Source organism: Sorangium sp. So ce1153, assembly GCF_051521595.1.
GTDB lineage: Bacteria > Myxococcota_A > Polyangia > Polyangiales > Polyangiaceae > Sorangium.
In genome coordinates, this window is the sequence record NZ_CP150361.1 from 11591371 (window position 1) to 11610750 (window position 19380).

Consider the following 19380-nt stretch of genomic DNA (forward strand, 5'->3'; position numbering starts at 1 on the left):
ACCCAGGATGTGACAGCGTAGAGCGGCGGGCGCCGCGAAGTGGAGGAGCAGTGATGAGGTCGACGGGAGCTTCCGGGGTCGTGGGACGGAGCGCACGGGCATGGCGGGTCGCGCTCCTCGGCGCCGCGCTGATCGTACCGCCGGTCGCCAGCGGCGGCTGCGGCGACGACGAGGCCACGAACCCCCAGGAGCAAGCCGGCGCCTCGGGCGCCACCACCGGCACCGGCGGCCGGGGCGGCAACGGCGGCTCGGGCGGCGCCACCGGCACCGGCGGCCAGGGCGGCAACGGCGGCTCGGGCGGCGCCACCGGCACCGGCGGCCACGGCGGCGACGGCGGCTCGGGCGGCGCCACCGGCACCGGCGGCCAGGGCGGCGACGGCGCCTCGGGCGGCGCCACCGGCACCGGCGGCCAGGGCGGCGACGGCGGCTCGGGCGGTGGCGGCTCGGGCGGCGGCAGCGACACCGTGAGCGTGCAGATCCTCGCCTTCAACGACTTCCACGGCAACCTGGAGCCGCCCGCCGGCAGCAGCGGCAGGATCACGATGCCCGACGAGACGCAGGTGAACGCGGGCGGCGCCGCGCACCTCGCGTCCCGCATCGCCGAGCTCCGCGCCACGAACCCGAACACCGTGGTCGTCTCGGCCGGAGACCTCATCGGCGCGAGCCCGCTCGTGTCGGCGCTGTTCCACGACGAGCCCACGGTCGAGGTCATGAACCTCATCGGCCTCGACATCAACGGCGTCGGCAACCACGAGTTCGACAAGGGCACCGCCGAGCTCCTCCGGATGCAATCCGGCGGGTGCAGCCCGGTCGACGGCTGCGCGGACGGCACCTCTTTCCCGGGCGCGAGCTTCAAGTTCCTCGCCGCCAACGTCGTCGTGGACACGTCGACCGGAAGGACGCTCTTCCCGCGCTACGACGTCCGCGAGTTCGACGGCGCAAAGATCGCCTTCATCGGCATGACGCTCGAGGGTACGCCGTCGATCGTGACGCCCGTCGGCGTCGCGGGGCTCTCGTTCATGGATGAGGTCGACACGGTGAACGACATCGTCCCGGAGCTCCAGGCGCAGGGCATCGAGGCGATCGTGGTGGTGCTCCACGAGGGAGGGCTCCCCACCGGCCACTTCAACGAGTGCCCGGAGATCTCTGGCCCCATCGTCGAGATCGCGACGAACATCGACCCCGCCGTGGACGTCATCGTCAGCGGACACACGCACCAGGCGTACAACTGCATCCTCGGCGAGAAGATCGTGACCAGCGCGGCGTCTTTCGGCCGGCTGGTCACCGACATCGACCTGGAGATCAGCAGGAGCACGGGCGAGGTGACGGCGAAGACGGCGAACAACGTCGTCGTGACGCGCGACGCGGCCGACGCGACGGTCGACGCCCTGGTGACGCGCTACAGGGACCTCGCGGCGCCGCTGGCCAACGAGCAGATCGGCACGATCACCGCGACGATCGACCGCGCGGTCCCGCCGATGGGGTCCGGGCTGTTCGCGCTGGGCGCGGTCATCGCCGACGCCCAGCTCGCCGCCACGCGCGGGGCGAGCACCGGCGGCGCCGAGGTAGCGTTCATGAACCCGGGCGGCGTCCGCACGGACCTGACCTACGCGGCCTCGGCGACCGAGCTCATGGACGGGGTGATCACCTACGGCGAGGCGTTCACGGTGCAGCCCTTCGGCAACAGCCTGGTCGTGATGACCCTCACCGGCGGGCAGCTCCACACGCTGCTGGAGCAGCAGTTCCAGGTGGACTCGATGGGCGTGTCGCGGAGCGTGATCCTGCAGGTGTCGGACGGCTTCACGTACACCTACAGCCAGAGCGCGCCGGTCGGCTCGAAGGTCGACCTCGCCTCGATCCGGATCAACGGCGTCCCGATCGAGGCGGCGCGGACGTACCGCGTGACGGTGAACAGCTTCCTGGCGACGGGCGGCGACGGCTTCGCCGTGCTCAACGACGGCGCCGATCGCCTCGGCGGCGCGCTGGATCTCGACGCCCTGCGCGCCTACTTCGCGGCGAGCTCTCCGGTCTCGCCGCCCCCGCTCGACCGGATCACGGTCGTGCCCTGAGCGGCGGCCACGCCATCCGCTGCTCGCCCGCGGGCGCGGGCGACCGGCGGATGGCGAGAGTCGACGCGTCCGCCGCGTCCGCCGCGTCCGCCGCGTGAGCGTCGCCCGCGGCGTGCCTCGGCCACCAGTTCATGCTGAGGTGGATGTGGTGGTGGTGGTACGGCCAACCCGACCCGTACGCCATCCGGTCCGAGAAGCTCGCGAGCTCGTCGTCGGTGATCCTCCGCCGGTCGCGCGCCGGAAGGGCGTTCAGCCGGGCCGCGGTCCTCGAGAGGAACGGCGCGATGATCTTGTCCACCCCGATGACGCGCGTGCGGGGCGAGCGGAACAGCCTGGCCATGAAGAACGCCTCCCGCTCGAGATCGACGATGTGCTTTCGCTTCGCCGCCGAGGAGCAGTACCCGTCCTCGTGCTTCGACCCGTCTCCGCAGATGATCTCCCCGTCGTTCGAGCCGTCCGTCTGGAAGTAAGCGATATCGATGTTGCCCCCCTGATCGTGCGTCGACTCGGGGTGGCGCGGGTCGCCGATGTCGTATCCGGGCGTGACGCCGTTGATCTGGCAGACGTCGATCAGCGAGAGCGGCGTCGTGCCGGGGAACGCCCGCATCGTCTCGGCGAGCGCGTCGCGCACGAGCATGATGAGCTCGCGCCGGGCGAAGCGGTAGTTGCTGAAGGTCTCCCAGACATAGCCGCCGCCGACGACCGAGTCGTCGGGGTCGGGGAACGGGAACGGCAGGAGGCCGCTGCCGTCGTCGCCGAAGCCGGCGCACTCGTCGAAGGAGAAGCCGGCGTCCACGCAGCTCGGGCCGTCGACGTACGGGTACGTGGTCACGTCGAGCTGATAGGCGTTCTGCGCGCCGTCGTGGCCGACGACCCGGACGAGGTACTCGGCGCCGCCTCGATCGGAGTAGAACCCGTATACCTCGGTGTTCGTCTCCTGATCTCGATACGAGTACGGATACTGATCGCCGTAACGCGAGCCGAGCAGGCGGCCCTGGCCGTCATAGGCCACCAGATCGAGGTCCCCGGCGGCGTGGCGGAGCTCGATGCCCACGCGGACGATCGTCTTCTCCGGCACGACGATCCGGAACCAGTCCTCGTCCCCCTCGCACAGCGTGAGCTCCTCCGTGACGCCCACGGGCGCGCTCGCCGCGGCTCCCGGATCATCGTTGGGCTCGAGCGCGTCGCCCGCGGAGTCACAGGCGAAGGCGTCCTTGCGGCACACGCCGTCGTCGCACGTCTCGCCTTCCGGACACCACCCGGACGGGACGTCGGGCGAGCACGCGACCTCGTCCGATACGCAGAGCTCGCCGAGGCAGGTCGTGCCCCGCGGGCAGGTCGCGGCGGCGTCGCAGCCGGCGAAGCAGGCGGATCCGCCGTCGCCTCTCGCGCCGTCGACCGAATGGCACACGTAGCCAGGCCGGCAGTCGAGGTCGCTGCCGCAGGTGTTCAGGCAGATGTGCGCGCCGTCCTCCCCCGCGGGGAAGCAGCCCGCCTCCGGGCCGCACTGGTCGTCGCCCTCGCAGTCGAAGGCGAGGCAGTAGCCCTCGACCCAGCCGTTCGGCTCCGTCGTGCTCGCGTCGCTGTAGCAGGTCGCGCCGGGCAGCGAGCACGCCTCCGCTGTGTCGCAGGCCGCGCCCACGTCCCCGGGGGTGACCGTGTCCTCCGCGCACGCCGCGCCGCACGCCGCGTTGCACCCGTCGCCGCGCCGCGGAGAGCACAGGCCATGACGGTTCTCCACGCCCTCGCAGGTCGCGGGATCGTAGACGGGATAACACACCCCCGTGTCCGTCAGGATATCGGTGTTGAAGCAGCGAGAGCCGGGCGCGCAGCCCTCTTCGCTGTTCGGCGCCGAACACAGCCCCTCCGCCCGCTGCATGCAGACGCCGAGCATGCAGACGACCGCCTCACCGTCGCAGTCCGCATCACAGCCGCAGCTCGCCCCGATCGGCTTGACCTTCGGGGCTGCCCAGCCGCCGCGCGCGCCGCTGTCGGCCGGTAACGCCGCCACCCACGGGTCCACATCACACCCTTCCAGAGAGCCCATGAGCGCCGGCACAACCACGAAGAGCCATCGCCATCGTCGATCCATGTCACCTTGCCTGTCGAGGAGTGCGAGACCGCACGCAGCGAGCGTTCTAGTCGCAGGCGAGGCGCAATTGGCCACCGAAAAGAACAGAGGGTCACGCAGGCTACCCCGCGCGAAGATATTTCCACCTTCCGAGCGGCGTTGTTCAGCGAGCCAGTGAGGGTGCCTACTCGACGGGAGGCCGGCCCGCGTCCACCGCGATCAACTCGCTGTCATCGGGCAGCCTGGTCCCGAGGTGCATCCCGTGCCTCCCAGGGGGATGACGCGCGAAGGTGCCCAGCCCGAGATCGCGGGCGGGTCGCGCACCCGAGGCCCCCGAGACCGTAGCGTGGAGGGGACGGTGAAGGGACGGAGGCCGCGGGCCTCACTCGTACTTCTGGCTGACGCGGAACGAGCCCAGCGAGCGCACGCCCGTCGCGTGCTGCTGGAGCAGCGCGAGCGCTTCCTTGAAGGAAGGCTCCGCCGTGCTGCCCTCGCACTCGACGAGGAAGAGGTACTCCTCGGGGCTGTCCGGGAGCGCGCGCGAGACGATGCGCGTGAGGTTGATATGGTGTCTCCCGAGCGCGGAGAGCGCCGCGACGAGGGCGCCCGGGCGGTGGTCCAGCCCGAACAGGAGCAGCGTCCGACCGCCCGCGGGCGGCGGCTCCTCGGCCCTGCCGACGACGAAGAAGCGCGTGATGTTCTCGCCCTTCACCCCGAGCTTCGGCACGAGGACGTCGAGCTTGTAGATCGCCGCCGCCCCCTTGTTGCCGATCGCCCAGGCCTCGCCGTCCTGCGCCGCGCGCTCGACCGCCTCGGCGGTGCTCTCCGCCTCGAGGATCTGCGCGCCAGGGTAGTTCTCGCGGAGCCAGTCGCCGCAGTGCTTGAGCGGCACGAAGTGCGAGTAGATGCGCCTCGGCGTCACGCCCTTCCTGCCGAGGAGCGACAGCGTGACGTGCAGAGAGAGCTCCTCGCAAACGACGAGCGCGGCGCCCGTGCCCTCGCGGCGGATCAGCTCATCCACGGTGTCGTAGATCGGGCCGCCCACCGCGTTCTCGATGGGCACGACGCCGTGGGTCGCCGCGCCGCCGGCCACGGCGTCGAACACCGCCGAGATGGTGCGCCGGGGCTCGAGCTCCGCGCCCTGCCCGAACCGCCGGGAAGCGACCTCGTGGCTGAACGTCCCGGGCCGTCCGAAGTACGCGACCCGCTGGCGCGCCGACGCGGGTCCTCCCTCCCCCGCGCCGCCTGCGGCCGCCTGCCCCGCGCCCCCTGCGGCCGGCGCCTCGTCGCGGGGCGCCGCCCCTGGGTTCCCCGCGTCAGCCGACATGGGCGGTGAGCGCCTCGCCAGAGCCCCCGCGGACGAGCGCGGCGCGCGCCGGGCAGGGCGCGCCGAGCCGCCGGAAGGCCGGCATCCTTCGATGGAGCCTGTGCATCGAGCGCCGTGTACCGGCGCGGTGCCGTGGCGTCCAGCGGGGAAAGCGGCCGCACCCGGCGGAGGCCCCGAGGCGCCCGGTAACGAACGTGATCGAGGCGTCCGGGATTGAAGGGCCCGGCCTGTCGGCGAAAGGAACGATCGTTACACCTCCAGCACCATCGTCGAACGGCGCTTTCTCCGACGTTTCAGCCCTCGTACGCGTAAAACACGCCCCAGGCAGCCACGAACAGCTCTACCCACGATCACCTACATCACCTTACCCATCAGGCGAATTTCTGCCCGGGATCGCCCCGACCGCGTTTTGCAAGTTTCGTTTCTTGTGATAACGATCGTTACGCAATGCCGGGCACGGGGCATGGGAGCAACGGTGCGCAGCCGCCGAACGACAGGGAAAAGGCTTTTTGGCGGATCTTCAACAAGAAAACGATCGTGCTCGTGCGGCGCTGGCTGCGCCTCCTGGGGGTCCCGCGCCGGGATCGCCGCGACGTCGCTCAGATCGTGATGCTCGCGGCGCACGAGAGCTTCGCGAACTACGATCCGGCGCGCGGGCCGCCTGATCGCTGGCTCAACCGGATCGCGGTCCACACCGCGTCCCACTACGCGGAGCGCGCGCGACGCCGGGTGGAGGAGCCGCTGCCGGACGACTTCGACGCCGAGCTCGAGGAGCCGTCGGCGGAGGAGTACATCATCTCGGAGTGCGATCGGCTGTTTGCCCTCTCCGTCCTGCGGGAGATCGACGGCGAGCTCGGCGCGGTCCTCATGGCGCACGACATCGAGGGCGTCCCCATGGCGGACTTCGCGGTCCAGTCCGGAATCCCCCTCTCGACGGCCTACAAGCGGCGGACCCGCGCGCTGACCGCGTTTCAGCTCCTCGCCGCGCAGCGGCTCGCGTCGATGGACGGGGGCGCGGAGCCCCGGAACGGCGCGCGGCGGGCTCCGGCCGGCGAGGCGCCGCTCCTCGTGCTGTCGGCGCGGCCGTGAGCGCTCAGCGGCTCATCGCCCGCGCCGGCTCGAGGACGGGGGCACGGTGCCCCGCGACCCGCGCTCTTCCGGCCGGGGCCGGGAGCGCGGCCGCGCGCGGTCCGTCTCCTCGTTGATGAGCGCCAGGATGGCCTGCTTCTTCGACGAGTCGTCTGGCTCGATCAGGAGGTAGAGGAGCGCGTCCTGGAGCGCCTCGGGCGCGCGGTCGAAGCGATCGGCGACCACGGCGGAGACCGGGCTGCGCCCGTCGCCGGGAAGGAGGAGTCGAGCATCGCAGTTGAGCCCCTGGGCGATGAGCGCCAGCGCGCCGAGCCCGAGGTCGCGCTCGCCGCGCTCGACCTGCCGCAGGTACGTCGCAGAGAGGCGCGCCTTCTCGGCGAATTCGGCGTAGCTGAGCCCGTGCAGCAGCCGGAGCACGCGAATGGCCCGACCGACCTCCCTGGGAAGCGTATCGCCCATGACCGGCGCAGCCTATCAACTCCCGCCGCGGCCAGAGAAGCACGATCGCACCTTTCTCTCCCGGTCGCGCGCGTGGACATGCGCACGCGCGCGCACGTCGGTGCCCGATACTTACTATAACTGATTCAGCTCCTCCACGAGCGCCCGGGAGTGCGAGTTCTCGCTCTTTTCGAACACGCTGTTACCACGGGAGGTGCCACGGGAGGACGCGCGGGTCGCGGGCTGGCTTGCGATCTTGCAATCGCGCAGCGCTTTTGGCATTCCTGGCCAGTCATGTACCAGGACGTGCGCTGTCTCGAAGGCATGTCTCGGCCCCTCGAGCCGCGGCAAGGGCATCGATGATCCGTCTGGAGCTCTCAGGAGAGCACACCCACCTGCACTCGACGCTGTGCGGCCAGTGCCCGCAAGGCCCCGCGGGCTGCTGCGTCAGCCCGCCCGAGCTCGACTGGACCGACATCGGGCGCATCGCCTCCCTCGGCGGCCGCGCCTGGCTGCTCGAGCAGATCGCCGCCGGCAACCTGCTCCCCGTGAGCCGCGGACTCCAGCTCCGGCGCGTGCGCAAGCGCGAGGAGCGCTCGGCCCCGCGGCGCTCGAAGTGCGTGTACCACGGCCCCCGCGGCTGCACCGTCCCCCCCGAGCGGCGGGCCGCGACGTGCAACTACTTCCTGTGCGAGGACGCCTTCGCCGAGCGTCTGGACGGCCAGGCGGACCCGGCCTCGGCCGCGGCCCGCCGGGCTCACGCGCTCCTCCGCGAGGTCTACGGCCGCTGGGACCGCGAGCTCGCCGAGGCGGTCGCCGCCCGGCCGGAGGGACCGTCGTGGGACGCGGCGTTCCTCGACTGGCTGGGCGCCGAGTTCGAGCGGCTCTCGGGCGCCGCGCGCGGCGAGCTCGCGGCGCTCGCCGCTCCCGGCTAGCGCTCTCCCGGCCAGCGCTCGCCGCTCCCGGCCAGCGCGCCGCGGGGTAGTGCTGTCATTTGAACATGAAGGCGGTAAGGCGGGAAGAAAATCTCAATGATCTTCCCGCCTTACCGCCTTCATGTGAACCCTCTCTGGGCAAATGACAGCACCACCCGCCGCGGAGGCCCGTCACAGCATGGCGACGGGATCCACGTCGATGATCACGCGCGCGTTCCGGTCGAGGCCATCCCTCATGAGCCCGACCAGCGCCGCGAGCGTCCCCCGCAACGGCCCGCGCTCGCGCGCCCGGAGGAGCACCCGGAACCGGTACCGCCCGCGCAGGCGCGCGATCGGCGCCGCCGACGGCCCGAGCACCTCGACGCGCCGCGCGAGCCCCTCCGGACAGGTGCGCGCGTGGGCCGCGAGCTTCGCCGCGGCGCCGCGGCCCACGCCCTCGTCGACGGCGTCGACCCGGAGCAGCGCGAGGCGCGTGGCGGGCGGATAGCCCACCTCCTCGCGATCGCGGATCTCCCGATCGAGGAAGCCGGGCACGTTGTGCGCCGCGGCGAACGCGATCGCCGGGTGCTCGGGGTTGCGCGTCTGGATGAGCACCCGGCCCGGCCGGTCGCGCCGGCCCGCGCGCCCGGCCACCTGCACGAGCAGCTGGAAGCCGCGCTCGGCCGCGCGGAAGTCGGGCAGCCCCAGCGCGGCGTCGGCGTTCACCACGCCGACCAGGGTCACGTTGGGCAGGTCGTGGCCCTTCGTGACCATCTGCGTGCCGACGAGGATGTCGATCTTGCCCTCGCGCATCCGCGCGAGGATCGCCTGCGACCGGTCCTTGCCCGCGACGTCGCGGTCGAGCCGCGCCACGCGCGCCTCCGGGAACGACGCGGCGATCGTCGCCTCCAGCCGCTCGGTGCCGAGCCCCTCGAGCAGCAGGGTCCGCGAGCCGCACGCCGCGCAGCGGTCCGGCAGCGGCCCCGCGTAGTCGCAGTAATGGCAGCGCAGCCGCCCGCCCTGGGGCCGCTCGTCCATCGGCGGCGCCCCGAACGCGCCCGCGGGCGGGGGCGCCGCGGGCGCGCCGGCGGGGGCAGGCGCCGCGAGCGCAGGCGCCGCGGGCGCGACCGCGCCCAGGGACGCCGCGGGCGCGCCGGCCGGCGGGGGCGCGTCGCGGCGCCGCCCGCGGTGGTACGTCAGCGCGACCGAGCAGGCCTCGCACGTCGTCAGCGTCCCGCACGAGCCGCAGACGACGCTCGGCGCGAAGCCGCGGCGGTTCAGGAACAGGATCGCCTGCTCCTTCGCCGCGAGCGTCTTCTCGAGCGCGCGGTGCAGCGGCAGCGAGATCAGCGGGTCGCCCGAGGGGCCGGCGCCGAAGCGGCGGAGGTCGACGAGGGTGACCTCGGGAAGGCTGGCCTCGCGGTGCGCGCGGTCCGGCAGGCGCAGCTCGGTGAGCTTGCCGCGCCGCACCAGCGCGACCGACTCGATGGAGGGCGTCGCCGAGCCGAGCACGCACACCGCCCCGGCGCGGTGGGCGCGCAGCAGCGCCATGTCGCGCGCGTGGTAGCGCACGCCCTCCTCCTGCTTGAACGAGCCGTCGTGCTCCTCGTCGACGAGGATGAGGCCGAGGTCCGGCACCGGCGCGAACAGCGCCGAGCGCGCCCCGATGGCGACGCGCACCTTACCGCCGTGCAGGCTCGACCACATGGCGTGGCGGTCGGCGTCGCTGAGCCCGCTGTGGAGCACGGCGAGCGCGTCGCCGAAGCGGGCCCGAAAGCGCGCGACGAGCTGCGGGGTGAGGGCGATCTCGGGCACCATCACGAGGGCGCCGCGGCCCCGCTCGAGGCAGCTCTTGATGGCGCGCAGGTACACCTCCGTCTTGCCGGAGCCGGTCACGCCGAAGAGCAGGAACGCGCTGGGCGCCGCCGGCCGGGGCTCGTGCGGCGCCCCTGCCCGGTGCTCCCCCGCCCCCGGCGCGGAAGCGGCCGCGAGCGCCGCGTCGATGCGCTCGGCGGCCTCGGCCTGCGCCGCGTTGAGCTCGGGGGGCACGTCGCGCGCCTCGGCGAGGCGGAAGAACGGGTCGCGCGGCGGCTCGCGCTCGTCGAGGGCGACGAGGTTCCGCTCGGCGAGCTTCTTCAGGGCGCTGCGCGCGTTGCCGAAGCGCTCCTCGAGCCGCGCGACCGGCTGCTCGCCGTTCGCCCGGAGCAGCGCGAGCACCGCCGCGGCCTGCCCGCGGAGCGTGCCCGGCTCCTCGACCGCGTCCGTCGCCCGCGCGTAGGCGACCTTGCGGCCGCCCACCTGCTTGGCCCGCCCGAGGTCGAGGACGCCATCGAGCTCGCCCTGGGCCTTGAGCGCCCGCACCTGCTCGCGCTCGATCGCCGGCAGCGCCAGGCGGAGCACCTCGCCGATCGGCGCGAAGTAGTAGGCGGCGAGCTCTTGCAGGAACGAGAGCAGCTCGGCGGGCAGCGCCGGCCGCGCGTCGACGAGCGCCGCGAGCGGCTTGATCTTCGACGGATCGATCGCCGCGCTGCGCTCGCTCACGGCGAGCACGACGCCGAGCAGCTTGCGCCGGTGGAACTCGCAGAGCACGCGCGCCCCCGGCCGCACCTCGCCGGCGAGCGCGGCGGGGACCTCGTAGGTGAAGGCCTGCGAGAGCGGGACGGGCACCGCGACATCGGCGAGGAGGGGCATCGCTCCGGGAGGGCCGCGCGCGGCGCGGCACGGGCGAGATACCAGAGAACACCGCGCGGGACGAGGAACGCACGGCGCGCTCGCGCGGGCGCGCCCTGCACGGCGGGGAAAGAAGGCAAAAAAAAGCGCCGCCGGGGCCTTGGGGGGGGGAAGGCCGCGCCGGCAGCGCTGTCCGGACGTAGAGCACCGTCCATGCCATCCGTGATGTTCACGATTCGAACGGATTTCTTTCCAGATGCGGCGCGTTCGATTTCGAATCTGAAATTTCGGCATCGCACCATTGCAGAAGCGAATGTGCTGGCCTTGTCCGCGCCGCGCGCCGCGCGGCGGTGGGAACGCCCGAGCCGCTGGCGCGGGGTCCGCCGATTGCTCGTGTGCCGTCGGGCGCGGTTCACCGCTGGACGGCGGCTGGACGTCCGGCGCCCGGGCGCCATGAGCCGGGAATGCGCGCGAGAGATGCGCGCCTCTGGGGAGGGGACATGATCGGAAGCGCAGTCGTGGGGGAGATCGAGCGGCAGGACTGGATCGACCGGATCGCCGACCCGCTTCAGCGCGGCATCCGGTCCGTCCTGGAGCGAGCGCCCACGGTGGCCAAGGTGCTCCACGGCAAGTTCCTCGGGCACCCTCTGCACCCGGTGCTGGTGACCATCCCCATCGGTGCCTGGTCGTGCACGCTCGTGCTCGACCTCGCCGGCATCGGGGGCGGGCGCAAGGTCCACCGGGGGGCGGACGCGACCGCGGCGATCGGCCTCGCCGGGGCGGTCGTGGCGGCGGCCGCCGGGCTCGCCGACTGGAGCACCACGCTCGGCTCGGCGAAGCGGATCGGCTTCGTCCACGGCGCCATGAACATGGCGATCGCCGGCCTGTACGGCGCCTCGCTCGCGTCGCGGGCGGTCGGGCTGCGCTCCCTGGGGATCGCGCTCTCGACCACCGGGTTCGGCCTCGCCGGCGCCAGCGGCTGGCTCGGCGGAGAGCTCATCTACCGTTACGGCGTGGGCGTCAGCAACGACGCGTGCGAGCGGAAGCCGGAGGCGCAGGTCCCCGTGCCCGAGGCGCCGATCGCCGAGCCGGCATGAAGGCGACCGGCGGCGCCGGTGCGTGAACAGATGACGCGCGGACCGCGAAAAGAGAAACCGCCAAGAGCGCCAAGGCGCCAAGAGATCTCTTCGTCTCTGTTCCTGGCGTCCTTGGCGCTCTTGGCGGTTAAGTCTCTCCTCTCCTCGGCCTGAAGGGCGCTATCCCCGCGCCGCGAGGTAGCAGCCGGCGACGCAGAGGACGAGGAGCGCGAGCAGCAGCGCACCGCGCGCGAGCAGCGGCCCGAGCGCGCGCCGCCGGGGCCGAGCGAGCGGACGCTGCGCCTTCACCTGGGACAACGTCAGCGCGCCCCCGGCCCGCGCGGCAGGCCTGGCGCGCTGTGCGCCGGCCGCCCTCGTCGCCATCGGCGCCGCCGCCCCCGGCGCCGCCTCCCTCGCTGCCGGCGCCGGCGCCCCCGCTGCCGCCGCCGCCCGCGCCCGCGGCGTCGCGGCCGCCGTCGCGACCGGCTCGATCACCGCAGGCGGACCGAGCTCCAGCGCGCGCACCGCGCGCTCGCGCGCCCGGCGGGCGGCCACGATCTCCGCGCCGAAGTTGTCGCGCAGCCACGCCCCGAAGCGCAGCGGGCTCGCCGCCATCTCGGCCGCCGTCGCGTACGCCGCGACGTCCCGCAGCATCGCCGCCGCGCTCGGGTAGCGGTCCTCGGGCGCTTCCGCGAGCGCCCGCGCCACGATCGCGTGGAGCGTGGCCTCGTCCGGGAGCCCGCGCTCGACGAGCGGCGGGATCACGGCGCGCCGGGCGAGCTCGAGCAGCTCGCCGCGCGCCTCCTCCTTGGAGAGCGGCGCGCTGCCCGCGCTGTACATCCGCCGGCCGGCGAGCAGCTCCCAGAGCAGGATGCCCGTGGCGAAGATGTCGGATCGCGCGTCGAGCGCCTCGCCGCGGGCCTGCTCGGGGCTCATGTAGCCGGCCTTGCCCTGCAGCGCCTCGTCCAGCGTCCCCCCGCTGCGCTCGTGCGCGCGGGCGATGCCGAAGTCGCAGAGCTTGATCTCGCCCTCGAAGCTGAGGAGCACGTTCGACGGCGAGACGTCGCGGTGCACGACGCCCTTGCGGTGGGCGTAGGCGAGCGCCTGCAGCGCCTCGACGACGATCAGCAGCGAGAAGGCGACCGGGAGCTTCACCTTCTGGCGCGCGCAGCGCCGGAGCAGCTCGCGCAGGTCGAAGCCCTCGACGTACTCCATCGCGATGAACATCGCGCCGTCCTCGCGGCCGAGGTCCTCGACCTGCACGATGGACGCGTGGCGCAGCCCCGCGGCGAGCCTGGCCTCGCTCGCGAGCATCTCCACGAAGCGCGGGTCGTGCGCGAACCTCGGGGCGACCTCCTTGATGGCGACGAGGCGCGCGGCGCCGAGGTCGGTGCGCACCCGCGCCAGGTAGAGGTCGGCCATCCCGCCCTGGCCGATGTGATCGAAGAGCGTGTAGCGCCCGATGCGGCACGGCAGCAGCCGCCCTCCGCGGGGCGCCCGGCGAAGCGGGGGCTCCTCGCGCGCGGGGCCGCGGGCGAGGGGCGGCAAGCCAGAAGGCGGGTACGGGAGCGTGCCTCCGCGACGCACATCGAGGCGATCGATCTGCACGACCCCTCGTCGCAGACTTCGCCCCCGCGGGCCAACTTATGGCGGGCGCCGCGCCCGGCGAGGTGGCGGCCACATCCGTCCGGAGGCGCGCACGGAGCACGTAAATATTTATAATTATTGATTTTTTTCCTCTCTTCCCGCCGCCATCGTCCAGTCTGGCCACCACCCCGGCGCCCGCCGCGCCCGCCGCGCCTGCCGTGCCCGCCACGATCGGCTGCGGCCCCGCGCCGATCGAGCGCAGCGCGCGCGACGCCGCGCCGATCGCGTGCAGCGCGCGCGGTGACGGGCTACATCGGGCGCATGGCGTTCAGCGCAGGCTGGGGCCCGGCTTTCGCCGGGTCGTTCATCCGCATCGTCGACGACCGGGGGCGCAAGCACGAGTGGCGCGGCCCGCCGCAGCGGATCGTCTCGCTCGTCCCGAGCGACACCTACTCGCTCCTCCGGCTCGGCGCGAGGGAGCGGCTCGTCGGCCGCACGCGCTACTGCGTCGCGCCCGCGGAGGACGTCGAGGGCATCGAGCTCGTCGGCGGCACGAAGGACGCCGACGTCGACCGCATCGTCGCGCTCGACCCCGAGGTCGTCGTCGCGAACCAGGAGGAGAACAGCCAGCGCGACATCGAGCGCCTCGACGCGGCGGGCCTCCGGGTGCTCGTCTCGTTCCCGAGGCGGGTCGCCGACGGCGTGGCGCACCTCGCCCGCCTGGCGCGCCTGCTCGGCCACTCCGCGGCGCCCCCGGTGGCCGCGCGCCCCGCGGCGCCGGCGCCGGACGGCGGCGCCCCCGCCCCGCCGCCCCCTCCGGCCGTCGCGCGCGAGCAGGTCGCGGCCGCCTACCGCGCCCACGCCGCGGCCGAGGCGCGGCGCCGCGAGCGCCCGCCGCTCCGCGCCTTCGTCCCGATCTGGATGGACCCGCTGATGACCGTCCACGGCGATACGTTCATCTCCGACATGCTCGACCTCGCGGGCGCGCAGAACGTCTTCGAGGACCGGCCCCGGCGCTACCCGCTCGCGGCCGACCTGGGCAAGGCGCCGCCGCTCCCGCCCGAGCGCGTCCAGGGCCGCGATCTCCGCTACCCCCGCGTGACCCTCGACGAGGTGATCGCGCGCGCCCCGGACATCGTGCTGCTGCCCGACGAGCCGCACGCCTTCACCGACGCCGACGCGGCAATATTTCGCTCCCTCGACATCCCCGCCGCACGCCGCGGCCACGTGATCCGGTGCGATGGCAAGGACCTCATGTGGTACGGGGCGCGAGCGCTGGAGGGGCTCAGTCGGCTGCGCGAGATCATCGACGCCGCCCGTCCCTGATGCAGCGCGAAGGTCCGTTCAGGGGCGCGCGGCCGCATTCGAGCGCCTCGGCGCCGGAGCAAGCCCCCTCCTCGCCACGCCGCAGTTGGGGTAGGACCGGACGATGACGTGGACACGGGAGACATTGCGGGCAGAGATCATCCAGCTCCTGGAAGGGCACACGGCCGGCGAGGTGAAGATCGAGGAGTCGAGCCATCTGGTCGCCGACCTCAGCCTCGACTCGCTGGGGGTGATGGAGATCGTCGCGGACATGGAGGACAAGTTTGACCTCTCCATCCCCGACGACATGTTGCGCGAGGTCGACACGGTCGCCGACGTCGTCAAGGCCATCGAGCTCAAGCTCAAGAACGAAGGAAGGCTCTCGGGATGACGGCTGTTTGGAAAGCGCGGACGGTCGCACAGGCGATCGAGGACGCAGCGGCGAGCACGAAGACGGGCTATCGCTTCATCGAGGAGTCGAGCGAGACCGAGCCGTTCTTCACGCATGGCGGCATCGAGCGGGCGAGCGCGCGCATCGGCGGCGCGCTCCAGGCGCTCGGGCTCCAGAAGGGCGATCGCGTCGCGTTGATCCTGCCGGACAACGCCGACTTCATCTTCGCCTTCCTGGGCGCGATCCGCGCGGGCGTCATCCCGGTGCCCATCTACCCGCCGACCGGCCTCGGCAAGCTGACCGGCTACCTCGAGAACACGCTCCACATCGTCGCGAAGAGCGGCGCCAAGGTCCTGCTCACGAGCGCCGAGATCAAGCGCATGCTCGGCACGATCCAGGCGCAGGCGCCGGAGCTCCAGCAGATCGTGGCGGTGGAGGGCATCCGGGGCTCGCGCGAGGAGCTCAAGCCGGTGAAGGTCGAGCTCGACGACGTGTGCTTCCTCCAGTTCACGAGCGGCTCGACGTCGCGCCCGAAGGGCGTGGTGCTCACGCACGCGAACCTGGCGGCCAACGTGCGGGCGATCGTGGATCTCGGCCTCGGGGTGCGCGAGTCGGTGGATACCGGCGTGTCGTGGCTGCCGCTCTACCACGACATGGGGCTCATCGGCTTCGTGATCGCGCCGCTCTACTACGTCAACACGGTGACCTTCCTGCCCCCGCTCCTGTTCCTGAAGCGCCCGGTGCGCTGGCTGGAGGCGATCACGCGCCACCGGGGCAACGTGTCGTTCGGGCCGAACTTCGCCTATGCGCTCTGCGTGAAGCGGATCCGGGAGCAGGACATGGCGGGGCTGGACCTCTCGACGTGGCGGGTGGCCGGCTGCGGCGCCGAGCCGATCCGGGCCGACAACCTGCGCGCGTTCGCGGAGAAGTTCGCGCCGGTCGGCTTCGACGAGAAGGCGTTCGTCTGCTCCTACGGCATGGCCGAGAGCACGCTGGCCGTCTCGTTCAGCGCGCTCGGGACGGGGCTGCAGACCGACGTGGTGGACGGCGAGACGCTCTGGAAAGAGGGCAAGGCGGTGCCGGCCGCGGCGGACAGCGACGGCGCGTCGTCGCTCGTGCAGTGCGGGTCGGCGTTCGAGGGGCACGAGATCGCGGTGTTCGCGTCGGACGACGCGGAGAGCGCGCGGCCGCTCGGGGATCGCGAGGTCGGGGAGCTCAGGCTGCGGGGGCCGAGCGTGATGGCCGGGTATTTCAACGAGCCGGAGCTCACGAAGGAGGCGTTCGCGGGCGGGTGGCTGCGGACGGGGGACCTCGGGTATCTCGCGGAGGGCAAGGTCTATATCTGCGGGCGCTCGAAGGAGGTCATCATCGTCAACGGGCGCAACTACTACCCGCAGGACCTCGAGTGGGAGGCGAGCCGCGTCGCCGGGGTCCGGAAGGGCAACGTGATCGCGTTCGGGACGATGAAGCCGCACAACGACCGCGAGCGGGTGGTGATCGTCTTCGAGACGGCGGCGTCGGACGAGCAGGAGAAGCAGGGGCTGAAGGGCGAGGTGCGCCGCGTGGTGCAGCAGGCCATGGGGCTCACGGTCGACGACGTGGTGGCGGTCGGGATGGGCGTGCTGCCGAAGACGTCGAGCGGGAAGCTCCAGCGGAGCAAGACGCGGGAGCTCTACGAGAACGGGGAGCTGCTGATCCGGAGCTCGTCGCGCGACGGGGACCGGCTGGACGCGGCCAAGGAGTTCGCGAAGAGCCAGATCAACTACTTCCGCCATGCCATCTTCCGCGGGCGGGGAGGGTGATCCGGGCGGGGGGATCTGAAAGGCTAGGGCCGCCGGAGGGGGCAGGGAGCGCGTGCGGCGCGCGCGGGGCCCCGCCGAACTCGCACGCGCCCTGAGCCTTACCCTGCGGGTAAGGCTCAGGGCGCGTGCTCAGACAGCGGCCCGTCCCCACGCGCGCCGCACGCGCTCCCTGCCCCCTCCGGCGGCTCAAGGCCGCCAGGGATGCCCGCCGCAACGGCTCGTCTGATGCCGCAGCGGCTCCTCTGAGAACGACGGTCATCGGGCCGTCCCCGCACGCTCCCTGCCCCCTCCGGCGGCTCGAGGCCGTGACGGACGCCCTGTGCGGCGGCTTTCGGTGAAGCGAGCGGGCGGGCAAAGGTGCGCGTGAAGGCGTAGCCGCTGGTGCGGGGGGCCGTTATCGTCGGCGGCCGGAGGGCGATCCATGCCTGCTTGGCTCAATCAGCTGCTGCCGATCCTTCTGCTGCTCGCGGCGATCGCGGTCGTCATGCGGCGGCTGCCGAAGATCGACCTCGGACACTCGGCGGAGTTCCGGCGCCGGCGGTTCTTCAACTGGTTTCCGCTGGGGCTCACCTACGCGTTCCTCTACATGGGGCGCTACAACTTCTCCGCCAACGCGTCGGCGCTCGACGCGATGCACCTCGTCAGCAAGCAGGAGTTCGGGAACATCGACGGCTGGGGCTCGGCCGTCTACGGGGTCGCCTTCCTGCTGAATGGGCCGCTGACCGACAGGTGGGGCGGGCGCGTCACCATCCTCCTCGCCGCCGGCGGCTCCGCGCTCATGAACGTGCTCATGGGCACCGCGGTCCGCTTCGCCGAGGAAGGACAGCTCGACCACGACACGGCCATCACCGCGATGACAGCGCTCTTCGCCGGCAACATGTACTTCCAGAGCTTCGGCGCCGTGTCCATCGTCAAGGTGAACGCTCCCTGGTTCCACGTCCGCGAGCGCGGGATGCTCGGCGGCGTGTTTGGCATCCTGATCTCTCTCGGGCTCTACTTCGCCTACGACTGGAGTCGATTCATCGCCAAGCTCCTGCCCATGCCGTGGGTCTTCCACGTCCCCGCCATACTGCTGCTCGGGTTCGCGGCGCTCGACTTCTTCCTCATCCGCGACACGCCAGGCCAGGCGGGATACCAGGACTTCGACACCGCCGACGCCTCGTCAGGAGAACCAGGAGAGCGGATCGGGCCCTTCGAGGTCGCGCGGCGCATGTTCTCGCAAAAGGTCATCTGGATCATCGTCGCCATCGAGTTCTGCAGCGGATTCCTCCGCAACGCGGTCATGAAGTGGTACCTCATCTTCGCGGACAAGACCGATCTCAAGGGCTTCGTGTCGACGCACTGGGGCGTGCTCCTCTGCATCGCCGGCATCCTCGGCGGCGTCTTCGCGGGCTTCATCTCCGATCACGTGTTCGAGTCGCGCCGCGGCCCGGTCGCCTCGGTGCTGTATGCAGGCCTCGTGCTCGGCGCGGTGATCGTCCTCTTCACGCTGAGCCTGCCCATCGCGGGGTGGACCGTCGTGTTCATGTCCCTCTGCGTGATCGGCGTCCACGGCATGCTCTCCGGGACCGCGAGCATGGACTTCGGCGGTAAGAAGAACGCGGGCATCGCGACAGGCATCATCGACGGCTTCGTCTACCTGGGCACGGCAGCGCAGTCGTTCCTCTACGGGAGCATCCTGCCCTCCGGCGACGCGGCGAAGAACCCGGGCAACTGGATGCCGTGGCCGGTCGCCATGCTCCCTGTCGCCCTCGTCGGCTTCGCGCTGGCGACGCGCCTGTGGAACGCGAGGCCGCAGCGGCAGGCGGCGGCGCACTGACGCGCGCGCCGCCGTCACCGCGCCGTGAAGCCGCCGTCGATGAGCAGGGTGGCGCCGGTGATGAGCGAGGCCGCCGGTGAGGCGAGGAAGACGACCGCGCCGGTCACGTCGACCGGCTCGCCGACGCGGCCGAGCGGGATGCGCGAGAGGAGATCGTTGCGGAAGGCGTCGTCCTCCAGCCACTTCACCGTTCCTGGCGTGCGGATGAAGGTCGGCGCGACGCCGTTGACGTTGATCCCGTGAGGGCCCCACTCGACGGCCAGGCACCGCGTGAGGTGCACGAGCCCCGCCTTGGTCATGCAGTAAACGGACTCCGTCGGAAGCGCGACGAAGCCGGCCTGCGAGCTGAGGATCACGATCTTGCCGGAGCCTTGCCGGAGCATCACCCGGCCAACCGCCTGGCTGACGAAGAAGGTCCCCTTCAGGTTGACGGCCAGGGTATGGTCGAAGTCCGCCTCGGTGACCTTCTCGGCCGGGTTCGGGGGGCCGATCCCGGCGTTGTTGACGAGGATGTCGATGCGGCCGAACGCGCGCTCGGCCTCGGCGACGGCCCGCGAGATCTCCTCGGCGCGGGTGATGTCCATCTGCACCGGGAGCGCGCGGCGGCCGAGCGCGCGGATGGCGCTCGCCGGCCCGTCGTCGCGACCCGCGTCGCGCAGCCCGAGCACCACGTCGGCCCCCGCCTGCGCCAGCGCGACGGCGCACGCGGCCCCGAGCCCGCGCGCGGCGCCGGTGACGAGCGCGACCTGGCCCGTGAGGTCGAACCGGGGCGGCGGGGGGAGCTCGCGGTCTTGCATGCGTCGCTTCTGCCGAAGCGGATAC

Annotated in this window: 14 protein-coding genes; 8 read left to right on the forward strand and 6 right to left on the reverse strand. The window is 72.3% G+C overall.

From position 1 onward, the window contains the following. Positions 1 to 53: 53 nt before the first annotated feature. Complete coding sequence (locus WME85_RS42145; protein WP_437829720.1) at positions 54 to 2069, forward strand: bifunctional metallophosphatase/5'-nucleotidase; 2016 nt, start codon at positions 54 to 56, stop codon at positions 2067 to 2069. Here the strand turns inward: WME85_RS42145 and WME85_RS42150 are convergent. After that, the gene (locus WME85_RS42150) at positions 2053 to 4161 is read right to left on the reverse strand and encodes a hypothetical protein (protein ID WP_437829722.1); all 2109 of its coding nucleotides are present in this window, start codon (positions 4159 to 4161) and stop codon (positions 2053 to 2055) included. The two genes, WME85_RS42145 and WME85_RS42150, sit on opposite strands and share 17 nt — an antisense overlap. A 361-nt stretch (positions 4162 to 4522) precedes the next feature. After that, on the reverse strand, positions 4523 to 5467 hold the full coding sequence (locus tag WME85_RS42155; RefSeq protein ID WP_437829725.1) for a prephenate dehydratase: 945 nt from the start codon (positions 5465 to 5467) through the stop codon (positions 4523 to 4525). 537 nt (positions 5468 to 6004) lie between these two features. On the opposite strand from WME85_RS42155, the gene WME85_RS42160 reads away from it, so the two are divergent. Continuing rightward, positions 6005 to 6556 carry an RNA polymerase sigma factor gene (locus tag WME85_RS42160; RefSeq protein WP_437829726.1) on the forward strand — a complete coding sequence of 184 codons (552 nt, stop codon included), beginning with the start codon at positions 6005 to 6007 and terminating at the stop codon, positions 6554 to 6556. A gap of 12 nt (positions 6557 to 6568) precedes the next feature. Here the strand turns inward: WME85_RS42160 and WME85_RS42165 are convergent, their stop codons facing one another. Next, positions 6569 to 7015, reverse strand: a complete 447-nt coding sequence (locus WME85_RS42165; protein WP_437829729.1) for a helix-turn-helix domain-containing protein — start codon at positions 7013 to 7015, stop codon at positions 6569 to 6571. A 338-nt stretch (positions 7016 to 7353) separates the two neighbouring features. On the opposite strand from WME85_RS42165, the gene WME85_RS42170 reads away from it, so the two are divergent. Further along, complete coding sequence (locus WME85_RS42170; protein ID WP_437829731.1) at positions 7354 to 7929, forward strand: hypothetical protein; 576 nt, start codon at positions 7354 to 7356, stop codon at positions 7927 to 7929. 171 nt (positions 7930 to 8100) lie between these two features. Here WME85_RS42170 and priA read toward each other — a convergent pair whose 3' ends face one another. Continuing rightward, the gene (gene priA, locus WME85_RS42175; protein WP_437829734.1) at positions 8101 to 10599 is read right to left on the reverse strand and encodes a replication restart helicase PriA; all 2499 of its coding nucleotides are present in this window, start codon (positions 10597 to 10599) and stop codon (positions 8101 to 8103) included. 479 nt (positions 10600 to 11078) lie between these two features. On the opposite strand from priA, the gene WME85_RS42180 reads away from it, so the two are divergent. Continuing rightward, positions 11079 to 11675, forward strand: coding sequence for a DUF2231 domain-containing protein (locus tag WME85_RS42180; protein ID WP_437304699.1), 597 nt, complete (start codon positions 11079 to 11081; stop codon positions 11673 to 11675). A 159-nt stretch (positions 11676 to 11834) separates the two neighbouring features. On the opposite strand, the gene WME85_RS42185 is transcribed toward WME85_RS42180, so the two are convergent. Then, entirely contained in the window at positions 11835 to 13262 is a 1428-nt protein-coding gene (locus tag WME85_RS42185) for a serine/threonine-protein kinase (protein WP_437829737.1), read from the reverse strand. A gap of 279 nt (positions 13263 to 13541) precedes the next feature. On the opposite strand from WME85_RS42185, the gene WME85_RS42190 reads away from it, so the two are divergent. From WME85_RS42190 to WME85_RS42205, 4 genes are all read left to right on the forward strand, one after another. Beyond that, positions 13542 to 14567 (forward strand): helical backbone metal receptor, encoded by a 1026-nt coding sequence (locus WME85_RS42190; RefSeq protein WP_437829740.1) that lies wholly within the window; start codon positions 13542 to 13544, stop codon positions 14565 to 14567. 103 nt (positions 14568 to 14670) lie between these two features. Next, entirely contained in the window at positions 14671 to 14937 is a 267-nt protein-coding gene (locus tag WME85_RS42195; protein WP_437304702.1) for an acyl carrier protein, read from the forward strand. Next, a complete protein-coding gene (locus WME85_RS42200; protein WP_437829743.1) occupies positions 14934 to 16739 on the forward strand; it encodes a fatty acyl-AMP ligase in 1806 nt (601 codons plus the stop codon). The genes WME85_RS42195 and WME85_RS42200 overlap by 4 nt, the downstream gene beginning before the upstream one ends. A gap of 421 nt (positions 16740 to 17160) precedes the next feature. Then, positions 17161 to 18558, forward strand: coding sequence for an MFS transporter (locus WME85_RS42205; protein ID WP_437829745.1), 1398 nt, complete (start codon positions 17161 to 17163; stop codon positions 18556 to 18558). 14 nt (positions 18559 to 18572) lie between these two features. Here WME85_RS42205 and WME85_RS42210 read toward each other — a convergent pair whose 3' ends face one another. Then, the gene (locus WME85_RS42210) at positions 18573 to 19355 is read right to left on the reverse strand and encodes an SDR family NAD(P)-dependent oxidoreductase (RefSeq protein ID WP_437829748.1); all 783 of its coding nucleotides are present in this window, start codon (positions 19353 to 19355) and stop codon (positions 18573 to 18575) included. Positions 19356 to 19380 lie beyond the last annotated feature (25 nt).